This is a genomic window from Streptosporangium sp. NPDC001559 (assembly GCF_042893955.1).
Classification (GTDB): domain Bacteria; phylum Actinomycetota; class Actinomycetes; order Streptosporangiales; family Streptosporangiaceae; genus Streptosporangium.
The window spans coordinates 150,735-167,963 of sequence record NZ_JBIAVG010000018.1; the positions used below are offsets into that span (position 1 = coordinate 150,735).

General features: G+C 70.7%; 20 protein-coding genes. 16 read left to right on the plus strand and 4 right to left on the minus strand.

Features of this window, described 5'->3' with window-relative positions; all coding sequences use genetic code 11:
* Nucleotides 1–59 precede the first annotated feature (59 nt).
* From ACFYY8_RS33940 to ACFYY8_RS33985, 10 genes are all read left to right on the plus strand, one after another.
* On the plus strand, nucleotides 60–416 hold the full coding sequence (locus ACFYY8_RS33940; RefSeq protein ID WP_184712514.1) for a BlaI/MecI/CopY family transcriptional regulator: 357 nt from the start codon (nucleotides 60–62) through the stop codon (nucleotides 414–416).
* Nucleotides 413–1,342 (plus strand): M56 family metallopeptidase, encoded by a 930-nt coding sequence (locus tag ACFYY8_RS33945; RefSeq protein WP_390048142.1) that lies wholly within the window; start codon nucleotides 413–415, stop codon nucleotides 1,340–1,342. Before ACFYY8_RS33940 ends, ACFYY8_RS33945 begins: the two co-directional genes overlap by 4 nt.
* 59 nt (nucleotides 1,343–1,401) lie before the next feature.
* Nucleotides 1,402–1,908, plus strand: coding sequence for a helix-turn-helix domain-containing protein (locus ACFYY8_RS33950; RefSeq protein ID WP_390048144.1), 507 nt, complete (start codon nucleotides 1,402–1,404; stop codon nucleotides 1,906–1,908).
* Nucleotides 1,909–1,913: 5 nt separating this feature from the next.
* On the plus strand, nucleotides 1,914–2,330 hold the full coding sequence (locus tag ACFYY8_RS33955) for a hypothetical protein (protein WP_390048146.1): 417 nt from the start codon (nucleotides 1,914–1,916) through the stop codon (nucleotides 2,328–2,330).
* A gap of 235 nt (nucleotides 2,331–2,565) precedes the next feature.
* Nucleotides 2,566–2,898, plus strand: coding sequence for a DUF2516 family protein (locus tag ACFYY8_RS33960; protein WP_390048148.1), 333 nt, complete (start codon nucleotides 2,566–2,568; stop codon nucleotides 2,896–2,898).
* 43 nt (nucleotides 2,899–2,941) lie between these two features.
* On the plus strand, nucleotides 2,942–3,523 hold the full coding sequence (locus ACFYY8_RS33965; protein WP_390048150.1) for a GNAT family N-acetyltransferase: 582 nt from the start codon (nucleotides 2,942–2,944) through the stop codon (nucleotides 3,521–3,523).
* Between the two features lie 118 nt (nucleotides 3,524–3,641).
* A complete protein-coding gene (locus ACFYY8_RS33970) occupies nucleotides 3,642–4,178 on the plus strand; it encodes an NUDIX domain-containing protein (RefSeq protein ID WP_390048152.1) in 537 nt (178 codons plus the stop codon).
* A 226-nt stretch (nucleotides 4,179–4,404) separates the two neighbouring features.
* On the plus strand, nucleotides 4,405–4,533 hold the full coding sequence (locus ACFYY8_RS33975) for a hypothetical protein (RefSeq protein WP_390048153.1): 129 nt from the start codon (nucleotides 4,405–4,407) through the stop codon (nucleotides 4,531–4,533).
* Between the two features lie 54 nt (nucleotides 4,534–4,587).
* Nucleotides 4,588–5,184, plus strand: a complete 597-nt coding sequence (locus ACFYY8_RS33980; RefSeq protein ID WP_390048155.1) for a TetR/AcrR family transcriptional regulator — start codon at nucleotides 4,588–4,590, stop codon at nucleotides 5,182–5,184.
* A gap of 76 nt (nucleotides 5,185–5,260) precedes the next feature.
* Complete coding sequence (locus ACFYY8_RS33985) at nucleotides 5,261–6,220, plus strand: NAD-dependent epimerase/dehydratase family protein (RefSeq protein WP_390048157.1); 960 nt, start codon at nucleotides 5,261–5,263, stop codon at nucleotides 6,218–6,220.
* Here the strand turns inward: ACFYY8_RS33985 and ACFYY8_RS33990 are convergent.
* The gene (locus tag ACFYY8_RS33990; protein ID WP_390048159.1) at nucleotides 6,180–6,869 is read right to left on the minus strand and encodes an SGNH/GDSL hydrolase family protein; all 690 of its coding nucleotides are present in this window, start codon (nucleotides 6,867–6,869) and stop codon (nucleotides 6,180–6,182) included. The two genes, ACFYY8_RS33985 and ACFYY8_RS33990, sit on opposite strands and share 41 nt — an antisense overlap.
* Before the next feature lie 186 nt (nucleotides 6,870–7,055).
* Nucleotides 7,056–7,958 carry a neutral zinc metallopeptidase gene (locus ACFYY8_RS33995; protein WP_390048161.1) on the minus strand — a complete coding sequence of 301 codons (903 nt, stop codon included), beginning with the start codon at nucleotides 7,956–7,958 and terminating at the stop codon, nucleotides 7,056–7,058.
* A 327-nt stretch (nucleotides 7,959–8,285) separates the two neighbouring features.
* On the opposite strand from ACFYY8_RS33995, the gene ACFYY8_RS34000 reads away from it, so the two are divergent.
* Both ACFYY8_RS34000 and erm read left to right on the plus strand, forming a co-directional pair.
* Entirely contained in the window at nucleotides 8,286–9,929 is a 1,644-nt protein-coding gene (locus tag ACFYY8_RS34000) for a DUF2207 domain-containing protein (RefSeq protein WP_390048163.1), read from the plus strand.
* A 220-nt stretch (nucleotides 9,930–10,149) separates the two neighbouring features.
* Complete coding sequence (erm, locus tag ACFYY8_RS34005) at nucleotides 10,150–10,974, plus strand: 23S ribosomal RNA methyltransferase Erm (protein ID WP_390048165.1); 825 nt, start codon at nucleotides 10,150–10,152, stop codon at nucleotides 10,972–10,974.
* A 64-nt stretch (nucleotides 10,975–11,038) separates the two neighbouring features.
* Here erm and ACFYY8_RS34010 read toward each other — a convergent pair whose 3' ends face one another.
* A complete protein-coding gene (locus ACFYY8_RS34010) occupies nucleotides 11,039–12,232 on the minus strand; it encodes a serine hydrolase domain-containing protein (RefSeq protein ID WP_390048167.1) in 1,194 nt (397 codons plus the stop codon).
* Between the two features lie 231 nt (nucleotides 12,233–12,463).
* Between ACFYY8_RS34010 and ACFYY8_RS34015 the strand changes: the two genes are divergently transcribed.
* Nucleotides 12,464–13,648: a sensor histidine kinase gene (locus ACFYY8_RS34015; RefSeq protein ID WP_390048169.1), complete on the plus strand. Its 1,185-nt coding sequence runs from the start codon at nucleotides 12,464–12,466 to the stop codon at nucleotides 13,646–13,648.
* Nucleotides 13,645–14,328 (plus strand): response regulator, encoded by a 684-nt coding sequence (locus ACFYY8_RS34020; protein WP_390048171.1) that lies wholly within the window; start codon nucleotides 13,645–13,647, stop codon nucleotides 14,326–14,328. Before ACFYY8_RS34015 ends, ACFYY8_RS34020 begins: the two co-directional genes overlap by 4 nt.
* A 227-nt stretch (nucleotides 14,329–14,555) precedes the next feature.
* Here the strand turns inward: ACFYY8_RS34020 and ACFYY8_RS34025 are convergent, their stop codons facing one another.
* A complete protein-coding gene (locus ACFYY8_RS34025) occupies nucleotides 14,556–15,167 on the minus strand; it encodes a TetR/AcrR family transcriptional regulator (protein WP_390048173.1) in 612 nt (203 codons plus the stop codon).
* 45 nt (nucleotides 15,168–15,212) lie between these two features.
* On the opposite strand from ACFYY8_RS34025, the gene ACFYY8_RS34030 reads away from it, so the two are divergent.
* The gene (locus tag ACFYY8_RS34030) at nucleotides 15,213–16,118 is read left to right on the plus strand and encodes a CPBP family intramembrane glutamic endopeptidase (protein WP_390048175.1); all 906 of its coding nucleotides are present in this window, start codon (nucleotides 15,213–15,215) and stop codon (nucleotides 16,116–16,118) included.
* Nucleotides 16,119–16,353: 235 nt separating this feature from the next.
* Entirely contained in the window at nucleotides 16,354–17,226 is an 873-nt protein-coding gene (locus tag ACFYY8_RS34035) for a putative protein N(5)-glutamine methyltransferase (RefSeq protein WP_390048177.1), read from the plus strand.
* Nucleotides 17,227–17,229: the final 3 nt, after the last annotated feature.

Below are 17,229 nucleotides of genomic sequence, written 5' to 3' on the forward strand. Positions count from 1 at the left end.
GAAATCACTCGACAACCCGTAGTACTACCCCTCGTGGTGCGGGAGTTAGGCTTGGTTGTGTGAAGGGTCTGGGCGAGCTTGAACGAAGCATCATGGACATCATCTGGGCGCAGTCATCCCCCGTGACGGCGCGGGAGGTAGGGCGTCTGATCGCCGATCGCGACCTCGCGCCGACCACGGTGATGACCGTGCTCGACCGGCTGACCCGCAAAGGGTTCCTGCAGCGGACCCGGGACGGGCGGGCGTGGCGCTACGAACCGGCCGAGAGCCGTGACGCGTACGTCGCTGAGCTTATGCTTGAGGCGTTGGACCTGACCGGAGACCGGTCCGCCGCCCTCACCCGGTTCGCCCAGGCCGTCTCGGGCAGCGAGGCCGAGATCCTGCTCAAAGCGTTGACGGAGCTGGAGGACGAGTGATCACCGCGGCAGCCCTGGCGACCCTCGCCCTGGTCTGCGCGGTCGGAGCCTGGCGGTTCACGCGGGCACGGTGGACCTACCGCGCCCCCCACGTCGCCATCGTCCTGTGGCAGGCGCTCGGGGTCACCTGGGGTCTCGCCGGGACGGGAGCGCTCCTCTCCTACGCCCTCGAACCCTACGGACAGGGCGTGCTCCAGGGGCTGGGCGCCTTTGTCGTCTCGGCGATGAACGGGGGCTACGGTCCCGCCGGGTCCTTCACGCTGCCGAGAATCCTCGCGCTCATCGCCGGTCTGACCGCGCTGACCATCCTGGTCGTCGTGCTGCTCACCGCGGGCGCGCAGACGCTCCGCGCCCGGCGCAGGCACCGTACGCTGCTGGCCCTGGTCGCCCGTGAGGATCCCGAGGTCCCCGGGGTCAGGGTCGTCGACCACCCGGGCCCGGCCGCCTACTGCGTCCCCGGCCTGCGCTCCGAGGTCGTGGTCAGCGAGGGGACGCTCAAGCTGCTGTCCCCCGCCGAGCTGACCGCGGTGCTCGCCCACGAGGCCGCGCACGTCCGCGAGCGCCACGACCTGGTGCTGCTGCCGTTCGCCGCGCTGCACAGGGCGCTGCCCTGGTCGCGGGTCGTCGGCAGGGTGCAGAGCGAGGTCGGCCTGCTGGTCGAGATGGCCGCCGACGACGTCGCCCGCCGCTACTGCTCGCCGCGCCGCCTGGCCACCGCCCTGCTCCGTTTCGGTACGGCGGGCGCCGCGCCGACCCCGCAGGGCGCCCTCGGCGTCTCGGAGACGGCGGGATCCGCGGTGATGGCCCGGGTCGAACGCCTGGTCAGCCCCGGCCCCGACCTTCCCAGGCAGGTCCGTTACGCCATCGTCGCCTTCTCCGTCACGCTGACGGCCTCGGCCCCGTTGCTCTGGCTGATCCCCCACTGACGCTTGCAACTGTTAGCCACCGCGTTTGCAACTGCAAGCGTCGGGGGTAGACTGCCGGCATGGCACTACCGAAGGTCGGCTCGATCGGCGAGTACATCCGGGAGCAGCGCACCCACGCGAAGATCTCGCTGCGCCAGCTCGCGGCGGCGGCGGGGGTCTCCAACCCCTACCTCAGCCAGATCGAGCGAGGACTGCGCAAACCGAGTGCGGAGATCCTCAACCAGATCGCCAAGGGACTGCACATCTCCTCGCAGGCCCTCTACGTCCAGGCCGGTCTCATCGAGGAACGCGAGCCGGACAGCGACGTGCTTGCCGCGATCAGGGCAGACCATCTCATCACCGAGCGTCAGCGCCAGGTGCTGATCGACATCTACGAGTCGTTCCGCCGGGAGAACCAGGTCGGGGCCCCGGATGAGGAAGCGCAGACCTCCCAGAACGCGCCTTCCGCACCGGAGCCCCAAGGGGGCGACGCGAATCCGCTGCCCGAGGGGTATCTCGCCGCGTTGAAGCCCTACGCGGCCCCCGTGGACAGCCAGAACGTCACACCGGAATCCAAGGAAGGTTAACACCCATGACTCTTGCCACCGAAGTGAAGAAACTGGCCGAGACCAAGCCGTTCTACGCCGTCGCGGGCGCGGGCGACTACGCGGTCGAGAAGCTCCGCGAACTGCCCGAGCACCTGCAGCGCATCCAGGGCCGCCAGGAGGACATCCGCGAGGCCGCCAGGGAGGCCGCCAAGGACCTGCCGGAGAAGGCGAGGGAGCTGGCCGACAGGGCCGAGGTCTACGCCAGGGAGTTCCCCGGCCGGGCCCGTGGCTACGCCGACCAGGTCAGTGACAGGGCCACCAGGCTGTACGAGGAGTTCGCCTCCCGGGGCCGCAAGGTCGTCTCCAAGACGAGCGGAGAGGCCTCCCGCGAGCTTGAGCAGGTCTCCGCGGCCGCCAAGCCCGCCAGGAAGAGCAGGAACGGCTCGTCGGCGAAGTCCTGACCTCGGGATCTTCCCTGGAACCCCACGAGGGGCCGCCCCGGCGCACCGGGGCGGCCCCTCGGTTCCGGGTGCGAGGTCTCCCGGTGCGGGCCGTTCCTCGGTACGGGCCGTTTCCGGGCGCGGGGCCGTACGGAAGGGCCTCGGGCCGGTTCGCCCGGAAGGAGGTCCGCCGCGGGGAGGCTTCCGGCATTAGGGTGGTTGCTGTCAGCAGGGCGAGCACGGTGGAGTGACGACGATGATTTCCGTAGGGCTGGACCTCGTCTTCTGGGTCCTCAGCATCATCGCCTTCGGCATGTCCGCCTGGGCGCTGTTCCACGCGACGCGCACCCCCGTCCGCGCGTTCGCCGTGACCGGCAAGCAGTCCAAGAGGTTCTGGCTGATCGTCCTGGGTCTGGCGGCGCTGTTCTCCTTCGCCTCCGCCGTCGGCTACTTCGGGATCGGTCTCGGGCAGCTCAACATCTTCGCCATCGCGTCGGTCGTCGCCTCCGGGATCTACCTGGCCGACGTGAAGCCCGCGGTGAGCGAGATCGGCAAGGGCGGCAACCAGGGCCCCTACGGCCCCTGGTGAAACCTGTTGCCCCAGGTCGCACTGACCGGGTAGACAACCTCGGGTGACGTCGTTCGCGAAGAAACCCACCCTGTACGGCAGCCGCGTGACCCTCAGGCCGGTCGGCCCCGAACACGCCGACGGCCTCTGGAAGCTGGTCAACGACCCGGAGACCGCCCGCCTCACCGGTTCGCACGGCGTCATGGACCGCGCGACGATCGACCTGTGGTGCCGCACCCGCGCCGACCAGGACGACCGTCTCGACCTGGCGATCTGCGCCGTTGACGACGACGCCTACGTGGGCGAGGTCGTGCTCAACGACCTCGACTCGCACAACCTCTCGTGCAACCTGCGCATCGCCCTGTCCGGTCCCCAGGTGTACGGCAGGGGCTACGGCACCGAGGCGATCCGGCTGATGCTCGACCACGCCTTCGCCACCACCGACCTGCACCGGATCGAGCTTGAGGTCTTCGCCTTCAACGATCGCGCCGCCCACGTCTACCGCAAGGTCGGCTTCGTCGAGGAGGGCGTGCGCCGTGACGCCCTCCTCTGGGACGGCCGGTGGCACGACGCCGTCGTGATGTCCGTCCTGGCCCCCGACCGGCCCGCCACCGGGATGCGACCCGGCCAGGCGGGTAGGGGGTGAGAGTGCCCGGTCTGATGCGGGGGGCATCGGCCGGGCACCCAGGAAGACCACTTCCTCCAGGCTCACGCGAATCGGGCGAGAATCGGGGAGACGTCGTGGGCTCTTCTGGAGGTTTGGGTTGGGTGACATCGAGCGGCTTTCCAGCACCGTGGTGCATGAGACGCGTTACATGCGGTTGCGTCATGACGAGATCCGGCGCGCGGACGGATCTCTCGGGGTGTACTCCTACGTCGACAAGCCGGACTTCGCGTTGGTCATCCCGATGGAGAACGACGGCTTCCACCTGGTGGAGCAGTACCGCTATCCGATCGGGCGGAGGTCGTGGGAGTTCCCGCAGGGCACGATGCCCGACCTGGCGACCGCCGATCCCGAGTACCTCGCCCGGGAGGAACTGCGCCAGGAGACGGGCCTGACGGCGGCCTCCATGCGCCACCTCGGGCATCTGCACTGCGCGCCCGGGATGACCGTCCAGGGCTACGACGTGTTCGTGGCGACCGGGCTTCGGCAGGGGCAGGCCGAACGGGAGGTCGAGGAGCAGGACCTGCGCCAGCGGTGGTTCCCCCGGCGGGAGGTGGAGAGCATGATCCGTGAGGGAGTGATCGTGGAGAGTTGCAGCCTCGCCGCCTACAGCCTGCTGCTCCTCGACCAGGGCTGAGGCCTTCACGGGCCCGGGGTGTCATAAACCGGGTGGAATTTGATCTTCCACCTTCCATCGGAGGGTGATGAATCCTATTCTGACCGTTATCGGGGTTCGTGAAGCCCTCTGACGCCTCTCACGGCCCCTGGCGTGTTCCGTCCGCGCCCCGGCACCACCTCCGCAAGGCACCCCCGGCCTTCCGGCGGCCCCGGGGCCGCCGGCGACTCCCCTATCGAGGTAGGTCATGAGAACACGACGCGCGCGGCTCGCCACACTCCTGCCGGTCTTCCTGGTCCTGGTCACCCTTCCCGCGACGCCCGCGCGCGCCGCCGCCACGGCTCCGGCGGCCGCCTCCGCCTTGCCGTACCGATGAGTCCGGGACCTTCGGCCCTGGCGACAGGTTGTTAGCAGCTGCTAACTTCGTGGTGTGACAGGGGTCGAGGTGTTCCTGGTGGACGACCGGGATCCGCCGTCGAAGCGGCGGATGCTGGTCGAGGCGCTGCGGTTGTTCGTCGAGCGGGGCGTGGACGGCACGACCGTGCGCGACATCGCCGCGGCCAGCGGTTACAGCAATCCCGCGCTGTTCAAGTTCTTCGCCTCGAAGGAGGAACTCGCACTGCACCTGTTCGCCAGGTGCTACACCCGGCTCGGCGAGCGGGCCGCACTGGCCACCGCGCCGGGGCGGCCGTTCGGCGAGCGGCTCGACGCGCTGATGCGGGCCTTCGGCGAACTCCTCGACGAGGAGCCTGAGGTCCTGCTCTTCACACAGGACAACCTCCGGCTCTACCTGCCCAGGCTCTCCGCCGAGGAACGCGGGCCGTCCCTGCTCGGTCTGCTGCGCGGGCTGATCGGCGACGGGGTCGCCTCGGGCGAGGTCACCACGGAGATCCCGGTCGATCTGCTGGTGGCCGCGCTCTCCGGCACCGTGGCGCAGTACGCCAGGATGCGTCACTTCGACGAACTGCCCAGGGGGGCGGCACTGGCCGCCCTGCGTCCCCTGGTCACCCGCATGGTCACCCCGTAGAACCCGGCCCCGGCCCCGGGGCCTTTTTCACGCCCATCGAGTTAGCAAATGCTAACCACGTCTCCCTGGAGGGATCATGAAACTGCTCGTTCTCGGCGCCGGAGGCTTCATCGGGCGCACCGCGATCCGCGAGGCCGTCATCGCGGGCTGGGAGGCCGTCGGCCTGGTCAGGAACGACGAGGCCGCCCAGCGTGTACGGCGGGCGGGCGGCACGCCCCACCACTTCTCCGTCGGCGACCCCGCCACCTGGGCCGAGGCCGCCAGGGGGGCGCACGCCGTCCTCGACCTCATCCAGCCGAGCCTGCCGGGGCGGCTGACGAGGCGGGCCATCGACCGGGTCGCCGCCGTCCGCGGGGAGACCACCGAGGGAGTGCTGCGGACGCTGCTCTCCCTGCCCGCCGGGGAACGGCCCCTGCTGGTCTCGGTCAGCGGGATGGACGACCTCACCCCCGGGCCCGACCGTACGGTCTCGCACCTGTCGCCTCCGCGCTCCGTCCCGGTGGGGTTCGCCCACGTGGGGCTGCCGGTGCGGCGGATGGTCGAGGCGTCGGGGACGCCCGCCGTACACGTCTGCCTGGGGAACATGGTGTACGGCGCGGGCAAGGGGTTCGGCGACATGATCGTGCCCGGCCTGGCCAGGGGCCGGATGCCGGTTCCCGGGACGGGGCGCAACCGGCTGCCGATCATCCACGTGGAGGACGCCGCTCGGGCGCTGGTGCACGTGGCCGGGCTGCCCGGCGTCGCGGGGCGGAGCTTCGTGGCGACCGACGGCACGGTCACGACGCTGGGTGAGCTGTTCGACGAGACGGCCGGGATGCTCGGCGCGGCCAGGCCCCGCAGGCTGCCCAGGTGGCTGACGGCGGCGTTCGCGGGCGGGGTCGCCGTACGGACGCTCACGCTCGACGTCGTCGCCGACATCTCGGCGCTGACGGAGACGGGCTTCGAGCCGCGTTACCCGTCCTATCGGGAGGGGGTGGCCGCGACGCTGGCCGAGCTCAGCCGTCCGGCTCGGCGCCGTGCTCACGCAGTGCGGTGACCAGCCAGTTCGCCAGCCTCCTGTGCCCCAGGAAGGTGGGATGGACGCCGTCGGGCAGGATCGCCCCCCGCCCCCAGGGGTGATCGAGCGGGTCGAGGAAGACGGTCGCCTCCTCGTCGGCGGCGACCGCGATCGCGTCCCTGACCGCGGGGACCCAGCGGGGCTCCGGGCCCATCCAGATGGGGCCGATCACCACGACCCTGGTCCGTGGCCAGCGGGCCCTGGCCGTCATGAGCAGGCGTCTGGCGGCGCCGTACACCCTGCCGGGGGTGGTGTGGTCGTTGTGCCCACCGGAGAGGATCAGCAGGTCGGGGGCGGGACGCCAGGAGAGCTCGGCGTCGAAGGACTGCTGGAACGTCCTGCGCACCCTGCCGGGGTTGACGAAGCCCGTCCCCGCGGCGCCCGCCGTGACGAGCTGCCAGCCGAGCGTACGGGCGGCCCGCGCCGCGTAGCTCTCCCAGCGGGGGACCGGTCCCGACCCGGCGGTGAAGCTGTCGCCGAGCACCATGACCACCGGGGCCCTGACCAGGCCGCCCTGCTGCGGGTTCTCCCGCGCGGTGGGCGGGTTGAGGATCGGGATCGGCCCGGCCGCGTCCCCGCTGGCACATCCCGAAATAAGACAGAAAATCACCACAGAAGCTGCGAGCACGGATGCTCGGGAACGTCGGCGCACAGGCCCGCGCATGCCACTCCGGGGAGATTCGGACTGCCGATATGAAAGTCGATTCCCCCGGACGGTCACGGCGAAATCACCGTCGGGGAGATCGTCTTGAGCAGGTCGGCATTCTATCCGTGTGGCAAGGGACGACCCGGAGATCGTCCCAAGCCCCCGGCGTCAGCTCACGTAGGAGGAGGGCACGCTCCAGGTGTTGCAGTAGGCGAGCCTGGAGTACTTCCAGCCCTGGTTGAGCCAGCCCGCGTAGTGGTCGCCGTTGCCGTGGTCACGCTTGCCCAGGCCGTTCTGGTCGTCGCCCCGGCCGTAGTCCGTACGCAGCAGCGACTGCCAGCGGTCGGCGGTGACGGCCAGGGGAGTCCGGACGGCGCGGACGAAGATCCCGGACAGGCACTGGGCCTGGAGCTCCGCGCGGCGGGAGTGCGCGTCCTGGGCGCTCTTCGAGCGGTTGGCCACCTCCCACCACCAGGCTCCGCCGATGCCCGCCATGGACTGCACGTGATGACCGTATTCGTGGGCGAGAACGGCCAGGTAGGGGACGTGGTTCTCCGCCGGGTCGACGTCGCCGCTCTGCCTGATGACGTGGGTCAGGCCGATGTACATGCCGCGGTTGGACGGGCAGTAGTAGGCGGCGGCCCCGGACGACGGATAGGTGCCGCACGGCCCCCGCCCCGGACGGTTCCAGTAGACCCGGCGCGGGGCCAGGAAGGTCGCCCGGGCCTGGGCGAACTTGCCCGCCCACGCCCGGTCCAGACAGCCGGTGACGGCATTGAGATAGCTGTACATGGCGGCGGGCTGGGTCGAGGGCCGCGGAGCGCGACAGGCGACCGATCCCATGACGCCGGCACCGTACAGAGGGTTGCGCTTGAGCCTGGCGGTGGTGTCCGTACGCCGCATGTTACGCAGGTCGAAGCTCGTGCCCGACTGGGCCGAGGCCAGCGTGATCGCGGTGCCGCCCGCGCCGTTCTCGTCGCCGAGCTTGAGCGGCGACGGCGGCCTCACCTCGGGCGGGGCGACCTCGGTGCCGCCGGACGACGGCGTGGACCTGCCGCCTCCGGTCGCCACGGGACCCGTCTCAGGCCCGGCCGGAACCCCTGTTTCGTTCCCCTTGACCAAACCTGCGATCACGACGACCGCCGCGAAGGTCAGGGCGAGGACCCCGAAAACACCAAAGGCCAGAGGGCTTGACCTTCGCGGACGCATGCGACCACCTCTCCGAACTGCTGATCTCCGGGCGGCAATCTAGCGGATTTCGGCACATAAACGTGATTGTCCGAAAAACCTGAAAGGGTCGCTGCAGTCATGTGTGGGTGGTTATCGGTAGGCTCCCGGGCCATGTCGGCATCCCTATTGCACCGAACGGCCGCGAACGTGTGCCGGGCGGTCGGAAGCGTGGCCACGATCGCCACCTGCGCGTTGGCCCTCAGCGCCTCCCCCGCCCTCGCGGCCGGTACGGCGCACACGTCACCGGGTAAGGCCGCCACTTCGGCAGGCAAGATCAAGAGTGACGCGCTCGAACTCGAACTGCGGCAGGACGGCGTACTGCACGTCAAGGAGACGGTCACGTTCGACGGCACCGCGCCGACGAGGAAGCTGGTCGACCGGACGCGCTACGACGACGGCAACGACCGGCTCTACCAGGTCGTCAACCTCAAGGGCGACGCCACCCTGACCGGTTCCACGATCACGTTGAAGGGCTCGGGAACCGCCAAGTTCGAATACGACGTCAAGGGGACCATCACCCCGCTCGGCGACGTCCAGGAGCTGCGCTGGTACGCCGCGGGCGGCTGGTCGGCGCCCGTCGAGCTGGCCAAGGCCAAGGTGACCGGCCCCGCGCAGCTGCAGAGCCTGTCCTGCTTCGCCGGGGCGCTGACCTCGGCGATCGGCTGCACCACCGCCTCACCGGACCACACCGGGGTCGAGGCCGAGTTCGAGCAGCAGGGCCTGGGGGTCGACGAGGTCCTCACGGTGGTCATCGGCTACCCGGGCGGCGTGACCAAGGGCGAGCCCATCCTGGAGCGCCGCTTCGAGCTGTCCAACGCCTTCACCCTGAACACGGTCACCGGCGGCGCCCTGGCCGGCCTGCTGGTCCTGCTGCTGGGCGGCGTCGGCCTGCTGTACTGGACCCGGGGCCGTGACGCCCGGGTGGTCGGCCACGAGTCGGGCGCGGTCAGCGGGGTCAGCAACGGCCACTTCTCCCCGCCCGACGGCGTACGGCCCGGCCAGATCGGCACGCTCATCGACGAGCAGGCCGACGTGATCGACGTGACCGCCACGATCGTCGACCTCGCGGTGCGGGGCTACCTCAGGATCGACGAGCAGCCCAGGCAGACCTACGACACACCCGACTGGGTCCTGGTGCGGATGCCCAACGCCGACCTCAAGGCGCTGCAGTCCTACGAGCGCGCCCTCTACGACGCGATCTTCGACGGCCGCGACGCGATCCCGCTCTCGCACCTGAAGGGCTCCTTCACCTCCAAGCTCAGCAAGGTCCGCGACGCCCTCTACCGGGACGTGGTCGCGCAGGGCTGGTTCGCCCGGCGCCCGGACACCGTGCGAACCCGCTGGACGACCCTCGGCGTGCTGCTCACCGTCGCCGGTGTCCTCGGCACCGTCGCGCTGGCCTGGTTCACCACGTACGGCCTGCTCGGCCTGGCCTTGATCATCGCCGGAGCCGCACTGGCCGTCGGCGGACAGTACATGCCCGCCAAGACCGCCAAGGGCGCCACGGCCCTGGCCCACACGCTGGGCTTCCGTGAGTATCTGGCCTCGGGCGACGCCGGTGGCGACATTCCTCCCGCCCAGCGGGTCGAGCTGTTCTCCCGCTATCTGCCCTATGCCGTGATCTTCGACAGCGTGGACCGCTGGGCCCGCGTCGTCTCCTCGATCACCGGCAACGGCAGGCAGGCCGACCACCTGTACTGGTACCAGGGTCCCGCCGAGTGGGACCTGTCGAAGTTCGCCGACTCGATGCGGACCTTCACCATGACGACGTCGGGAGCCATCTCCTCGACCCGGCAGTTCCGCTCCCTGTAGACATCTCGCGCGCTTCCCGTCTCCCCTGCTCCGGGGAGGCGGGAAAACCGTTTGTGCCGCTCATCGGGGTTCTCCTAGGGTGAGCCGCATGTGTCACATTCCTTCGTACTACATCCGTATGCGCCGCGGCCCGATCCAGGGCCGCTAGAGAATCTCACTTCTCCGCGCGTGCCCCGGATCTTCCGAGACCACTTCATCTCGGACCCGAAGGGGCAAGACTGTGGCGCGTTCTTTCGCACACGGAGATCATTCACACACCCAGAAGAAGGTCGCGAACAGGGGCGGCAGGACCGCCCGCGACCAGGCCAGGCGCACTCTCTCGCAGAACCTCATGGTGGACCGCCAGGCCGTACGGCGCGTCGCCGAGGCGGCGGGGGCGCGCGGGCTGGTCGTCGAGCCGGGGGCGGGCGAGGGTGCCCTGACCCTGGCGCTGGCCGAGACCTGCGACCAGGTCGTCGCCTACGAGATCGACCCGCTGCTGGCGGGCAGGCTGACCGTCCGCACCCGCGACGACTCCCGCGTCCGGGTCGTCAGGGGGGACTTCCTGGCCGCCCGCGCGCCGCGTGAGCCGTTCGCGGTCGTCGGGAACATCCCGTACTCGATCACCTCGAAGATCGTCGACTGGTGTCTGGGGGCACCCGGGCTGACCTCGGCGACGCTCGTCGCCCAGCTTGAGTACGTCCGCAAGCGCACCGGCGACTTCGGCCGCTGGAGCGCGCTGACCGTGCGGACCTGGCCGTGGTTCCGCTGGGAGATGCTCGGGCACATCGGCCGGGAGGCGTTCCGGCCGGTGCCCGCGGTCGACTCGGCGATCCTGCGGCTCGAACGCCGGGCCGAGACGCCCGGCCTGCCGGGTTACGAGGCCTTCGTCGACTACGGCTTCACCGGCCTGGGCGGTTCCCTGGACGCGACCATGCGGCTGCGTCACCCGGCCGCCCTGGTCGGGGCCGCCTTCGCCGCCGCGGGGGTCCCGGAGGGAACGGTCGTCGCGCACGTCCACCCTGACCGGTGGCGTGTCCTGTACGACCGTCTCGGTCACCTCTGAGACATACGCCCGAGCCACCGATCCGGCCGGGATCCCCTGCGACGGGGTCCCGGCCGGAGAGGGGCTACCGGCCGCACAGCACCCGGTCGACGACGTCGCTCGCGACCTTCTCCTGGCGCTCGGAACGCTCGTCGCCGAACTGCGTGGTCAGCGAGATCGTGACGCTGCGCCTGCCGTCCGCGCTGACACCCGTCCTCGTCTTGTACCCGTAGTCGTCGCCGCCGTGATGCCAGTAGACCCCGCCGCAGGACAGCGGACGGGAGCTGAGGCCCAGGCCGTAGCGGGCCCCCGGCCAGTTCTGCTGCCACATCGGGGCCACGACGGTCTTCTGCATCTGCGCGAGCTGCTCGGCGGGCAGCAGCCTGCCGCCGAGCAGCGCCATGTAGAAGCGGTTGACGTCCCTGGTCGTGGACAGCAGGCCACCGGCGGCGTCCCCGTCGAAGTGCCGGGTGACGTCGACCGGCTTGCGGGGCGGCAGCACCAGGTAGCCCTTGGCGTGCGGGTTCGGCACGTCGAGGGAACGGCCCGACCACAACGTACGGCTGAGCCCCAGCGGCCTGCTGATGCGCCGGTCGACCTCCTCGTGCCAGGGGCGCCCGGTCACCTTCTCGATGATCATGCTGATCAGCACGTATCCGGTGTTGGAGTACATCCACTTCTTGCCCGGCTCGAAGTTCGGCGCGTGCTTGACGGCCTCGGCCACGATCTGCTCGCTGGTGAACAGCTCGTCACGGTGCTTGAGGAACTCCTCGACGGAGGTGTAGGCCGGGTAGCCCTCGTGGATGCCGCTGGTGTGCTGCAGGAGCTGCCTGACCGTGATCTTGTTGCCGTCGTTGCCGTTGCCCTTGACCACGCCGGGCAGCCTGCTCTCCACGGTGTCGTCCAGGGAGAGTTTGCCCTCCGCGACGAGCTGGAGGGCCACCGTGGCCACGAACGACTTGGTGGTGCTGGCGATCCTGACGTAGCCGTTCGCCGGGACCGGGCGTCCGCTCCCGAGTGCGGCGACCCCGCTCGTCGCGACCAGCTGACGGCCGTCGGAGGTGGTCACGCGCGCCTGGACGCCGCTGGTGCCGATCGCGCGCAGGGCGTCCACGTCACGTTGCAGGTCGGCCTTGCCGTACTTCGAGACCTTCGCCGGAGCGTCCGTGGGGCTCGCCGCGGCGGCCGGGGAGGCCAGGGAGGCCACAGTCGTGGTGGTCAGGGCCGCGACCACGGCCAGCAGCGCCGCACGCCGTACGGGGGCACCGAAGGTGCGCATAAATCCTCCCAAAAGATGACAGACCGGATGTTCCGGCTCGCATTTCAACCCTAGAAATCGGAACCCGCCGAGACATCGGCCATTGGCCCGGCTCCGCCGTGCCCCCTGGGGAGGAATCCGCCCCGGACGGCGCAACTTTGGTTGTCTCCGGCTCCGTGCAGGTCACGGCCGCGCCTACCCTTGGGCGGAGGAAACGGGGGCGGTGCGGCAGTGCGGGATCACATCGACGGGATGAGGCGGTGGCTCGCCGCCAGACCCCGGTTCGCCGACGTCCTGTTCGCCCTGGCCCTGACGGTCGCGGCGCTGATGCTCAGGCTGAGCGAGGGCGTTCCCGACGACCCGGCGACCGCCGTCCTGGTGACGGCCCTGCTGCTCACGCAGGCCGTACCGCTGGCCTGGCGCAGGACGCACCCGTGGCCGGTCATGGTGGCGGTGAGCGTCACCTACGTGGTCTACGAGGTGGTCGACCCCATGGTCGCGCTCAGGGACGGCCTGTACGTCATGTTCGCCGCCTACGCCGTGGCCCGCTACGCCCGGCCACCGGCGAGCGTCGTGGTCGTCGGCGTGGCCGGGGTGACGGTGGTGGCCCCCGACCTGCTGCGTTCGCCACTCGGCCTGCCGTTCCCCGCCGAGTTCCGGCCCACCCTCTTCGAGATGATCATGATCTCCGGCCTGTCGCTGGCGCCGTGGCTGCTGGGCGTCTCCCAGCGGCACATCCACGCCGACGCCGCCCGGCTGCGTGACCTGACCGCCCGGCTGCGCGCCGAGCAGGAGGTCAGCGCCCGGCGGGCGGTCACGGCAGAACGGGCCAGGATCGCCCGTGACCTGCACGACCTGGTCGCCCACCACGTCAGCGCGATCGCCATGCAGGCGCGGGCGACCGCGGAGGTGATGTCGGAGGACCTCCACCTGGCCCGGCGGGGGGTGACCGGGATCGGCACGGCCGCCGACGCCGCCCTGGTCGAGATGCGCCGGCTGCTCGGACTGCTCGCCGACGACGCCCCCGCCGGTCCTGGCGACCCGGAGCCGTCGCTGCGCCACCTCGACCGGCTCGCCACGACCGCCCGTGCCGCCGGGTGCCGGGTCGAGGTCAGCACGGGGCCGGGCCCCGAGGTCCCGGCGGCGGTACAGGTCTCCGCCTACCGGGTCATTCAGGAGGCGCTCACCAACGTCCTGCGGCACGCGGGCGCGACCGACGTCAGGATCGCCGTACGGCGGGCCGCCGAGCAGCTCGTCGTCACGGTCGAGAACGGCCCCGCCGCGCCGTTCCACCGGCCCCTCGCCGGTTCCGGGCTCGGGCTGGTCGGCATGCGTGAGCGGGCCGCGCTGTTCGGCGGCAGCCTGCGGGCCGGTCCCCGCGACCAGGACGGCGGCTGGCTGGTCGAGGCCGTCTTCCGCTACGGGGAGGCCGGGTGAACCCCGTCCGCGTACTGATCGCCGACGACCAGGAGCTGGTGCGCGCCGCGCTGCGGATCATGCTCGACCGGCGCGCCGACCTGCTTGTCGTCGGGGAGGCCGCGGACGGTGAGGAGGCCGTCGCCGCCGCCCTCGACCTGCGCCCGGACGTGGTGCTGATGGACGTGCGCATGCCCGGTATGACCGGCGTCGAGGCGACCCGGCACATCGTCGGGCGGTGGCCGCACGAACAGCCGCACCCCCGGGTGCTGGTGCTGACCACCTTCGACCTCGACGAGTACGTGCACGCCTGCCTGCGGGCCGGGGCCGCCGGGTTCATCCTGAAGAACGTCTCCCCCGACCAGCTCGCCGACGCCATCCGGGTGGTCGCCTCGGGTGAGGCCATGCTCGCGCCGAGCGTGACCAGCCGTCTCATCGGCGCCTTCACCGCGCTGCCGCCCGCACTGGTCGAACCGTCCCCCTCCTCCCGCGCCGGGGCGCTCGGTGAGCTGACCCGGCGCGAGCTCGAAGTGCTCGTCCTGGTCGCCAGGGGCCTGTCGAACGCCAGGATCGCCCGTGACCTCGGGCTCTCCGAGGCGGGGGTGAAGAGCCGCATCAACCGCATCCTCACCCGGCTTGGCCTGGAGAACCGGGTACAGGCGGCGATCGCCGCCCGCGAGGCGGGTCTGCTCGGCGAGTGATCGGGCCTGGGACCTGGGAGGACGTGAGGTTGCAGTGCGGGTGGAGAGCATGTCCCCTTTGATCATCCGTGCAGGAGTTCGGGGGACGGCAAGGAGGGGGCTGTCAGGAGCGTCGTGGTCCGCGGTGCAAAAAGGTCGTCGTGCGCGACCGCCGGTCGTTCGGCCGGGAGGTCCGGGGCCGGCAGGCCGTGGAGGTCACCGGCCCCGGACCTCCCGGCCGGAAGTCGTCACACCTCGGTCAGCAGACGTAGCTCTTCACGGACGATCGCCCGGATGCCTCGCGGGGTGAAGTTGTGCGGGCAGGTCACCGTCTGCAACGTCAGACCGTCCATGAACGTGTGAAGCCGCACGGCCTGCCGTTCCAGGACGGCGTCGGCGAGCTCCTGCCCGATATCGGGCAACGGTGTGTCGTGGCAGGAGGCGACCGCAAGACGGCAGATGTGACGTTCGCCCGCCCAGGCGGTGCCACGCGACTCCGCCAGAGACTCCTCGACGCGTGAGCGCACCAGGCACGCCAGCCACACGTCGGCTTCGACGCGGCGGTTGTCATCCAGCGGAAGAAGTTCTTCGAGCATGAGCTGAGCGCGCTCCAGCCCTGGCAGGTCCGCGTGCAGGTGTCCGGCGACACGTGCGGTGACGCTTCTGCCGATCGCGTACGCGGCGAAGACGAGCAGGCCACGCTGGTTGTCGAAATAGTGGCGCAGCCCGCCGACCGAGACGCCCGCCGCCTCGGCGACCTTGCGGACCGTGGCGCCCTCGATGCCTTCCCTGCTGATGACCTCCCATACGGCGCGGACGAGCTCGTCGCGCCGCTGCTCGTGGTCGACGATCTTCGGCATGTTCCCATAATCGCACGGTTGTACGGTTTACTATAAAGTACAAGTGTGCTGAATAAGGTGCCGCAGCGAATGCCGTACCACCGCACGCCGAGCCTGGGCGTGCTGATCGCCGGACTGGCCGTGATCTTCGGATCAGCGTTGTGGCTGGCGCTGACCACCGTCGGCGAGATCCGCTACACGGCCGACCACGCCGGCACCAGGCCCATGTGGCACGTATGGATCCCCGCCCTCGTCGGACTGGCACTCACCCGGCTGACGCCTTTGCCATCCCGGGCGGCCCCGGTGGACGGAGCACCGGCACCGCGAGAGCTTCACCGGCAGGCGGGCGCCCTCCTGGCGTCGGCCGTACTGTTCGCGGCGGCGCTGCGAATCGTGACGGACAACGGTTACGACGCCGAGCCGGCACACACCATCTTGAAGCTCGTTCTGCTGCTGGCCGTACCGGTGCTGGTATTCCGGTTAACACGCCACGGCGCCACCCGTCGAGAACCGGTGCGCGGGCGGATCGAGGCCTGGCGCCGCTACGGGCCGCTGGTGCCGGTGGCGGCCTGGCTCGTCCTCCACCACGCCGGACCGTTCGCCCGGCCACCCGGCGACAACGCCTGGGCGGCGGACTCCGGCCCCTCCGCACTGTTGATCACCATGATCGTGGGCTTCGCCGTCAACGCCCTGCTCGAAGAGGCCTTCTACCGGCGTTGGCTCCAGACCCGATGGGAGCACGTCATCGGCCGCTGGCCCGCCATCGTGTTGACGAGTCTGTCCTTCGCTGCCTGGCACATCGGCATCCACGGTACCGGCCACCTTCTCACCGACCTCACCTCGGTCTTCGTTCACCAGGGGGTACTGGGCCTGTTCCTCGGCTACCTGTGGAGCCGGTACCGGCTGATGTGGCCCATCCTCACTGTTCACGGCGCGATCAACGCCGCCCCCGTCCTGCTGGACATGCTGTAGCGCCTGCCGCGTCCTGGCCCGAGACCGAACCCCAACCGCGGTTCGACGCCTCCGCCGAGCACGGGTACGGCCCACTGTCCGAGGGGATCGGGTAGTGTTACCCGCCCCAGTGGTGAACGCGTCGAGGAGGTGAGTCCGATTCCCACACCAGGTCGGGCGCTCTCCCTCACGACCGCTCGGTCCATCTGACGCAGGTGGCCCAGGGAGCGCCCGTCGGCATCCCGAAAGGCTCCTAGTGTCTCCTGCACCCTCCCTTTCCACCGTCGCCGCCACCCTGCGGGCGGCGGGCTGTGTCTTCGCCGAGGACGAGGCGGAACTCCTCGTCTCGGCCGCGTGCGCCCCTGAGGAACTGGCCCTCATGGTCGAACGACGCGCCCACGGGCTGCCCCTCGAACACGTCCTCGGCTGGGCCGAGTTCTGCGGCCTGCGGATAGACGTCGATCCCGGGGTCTTCGTGCCGCGGCGCCGTACCGAGTTCCTCGTCAGGCAGGCGATCGACCTGGCCCGTGGCGGACCGGCCGTCGTGGTCGACCTGTGCTGCGGCTCGGGCGCGCTGGGCGCCGCACTGGCCACCGCGCTGGGCACCGCGCCGGGCGCCGTACCGAGCACTGTGTCAGGCACCGCGCCGGGAACGGCCCTCGGCGCGGCCGTGGAACTGCACGCGGTGGACATCGACCCCGCCGCGGTGCGGTGCGCCCGCCGCAACCTCGCCGCCGTCGGCGGGCGGGTCCACGAGGGCGACCTGTACGACCCGTTGCCTGCCGGGCTCCGGGGCAGGGTCGGCCTGCTGGTGGCCAGCCCGCCGTACGTGCCGACCGAGGCGATCAGGCTGTTGCCCGCCGAGGCCCGTGTCCACGAGCCGATGGTGGCGCTCGACGGCGGCGTGGACGGCCTCGACGTGGTGCGGCGGGTGGCGCGGACGGCGCCCCGATGGCTGGCGCCCGGTGGCCACCTCCTGGTGGAGACGAGCCTGCGGCAGGCGGCCGGGACCGTCGAGACCATGGAACTGGCGGGATTGGAGGCGATGGTGGCCGACTGCGAGGAACTGGGGGCGAACGTCGTCATCGGTACGATGCCCGGCGCACCGGTCGCGGGGCCTAAAGTCTGAGTC

What these genes read in the sequence shown, in the direction of transcription:
- ACFYY8_RS34010 (WP_390048167.1), bottom strand. Translation starts at nt 12,232, where the DNA reads ATGCGCACCTTCGGTGCCCCCGTACGGCGTGCGGCGCTGCTGGCCGTG.
- ACFYY8_RS33985 (WP_390048157.1), top strand. Translation starts at nt 5,261, where the DNA reads ATGAAACTGCTCGTTCTCGGCGCCGGAGGCTTCATCGGGCGCACCGCG.
- ACFYY8_RS33955 (WP_390048146.1), top strand. Translation starts at nt 1,914, where the DNA reads ATGACTCTTGCCACCGAAGTGAAGAAACTGGCCGAGACCAAGCCGTTC.
- ACFYY8_RS34025 (WP_390048173.1), bottom strand. Translation starts at nt 15,167, where the DNA reads ATGCCGAAGATCGTCGACCACGAGCAGCGGCGCGACGAGCTCGTCCGC.
- ACFYY8_RS33950 (WP_390048144.1), top strand. Translation starts at nt 1,402, where the DNA reads ATGGCACTACCGAAGGTCGGCTCGATCGGCGAGTACATCCGGGAGCAG.
- ACFYY8_RS34015 (WP_390048169.1), top strand. Translation starts at nt 12,464, where the DNA reads ATGAGGCGGTGGCTCGCCGCCAGACCCCGGTTCGCCGACGTCCTGTTC.
- ACFYY8_RS33960 (WP_390048148.1), top strand. Translation starts at nt 2,566, where the DNA reads ATGATTTCCGTAGGGCTGGACCTCGTCTTCTGGGTCCTCAGCATCATC.
- ACFYY8_RS33975 (WP_390048153.1), top strand. Translation starts at nt 4,405, where the DNA reads ATGAGAACACGACGCGCGCGGCTCGCCACACTCCTGCCGGTCTTCCTG.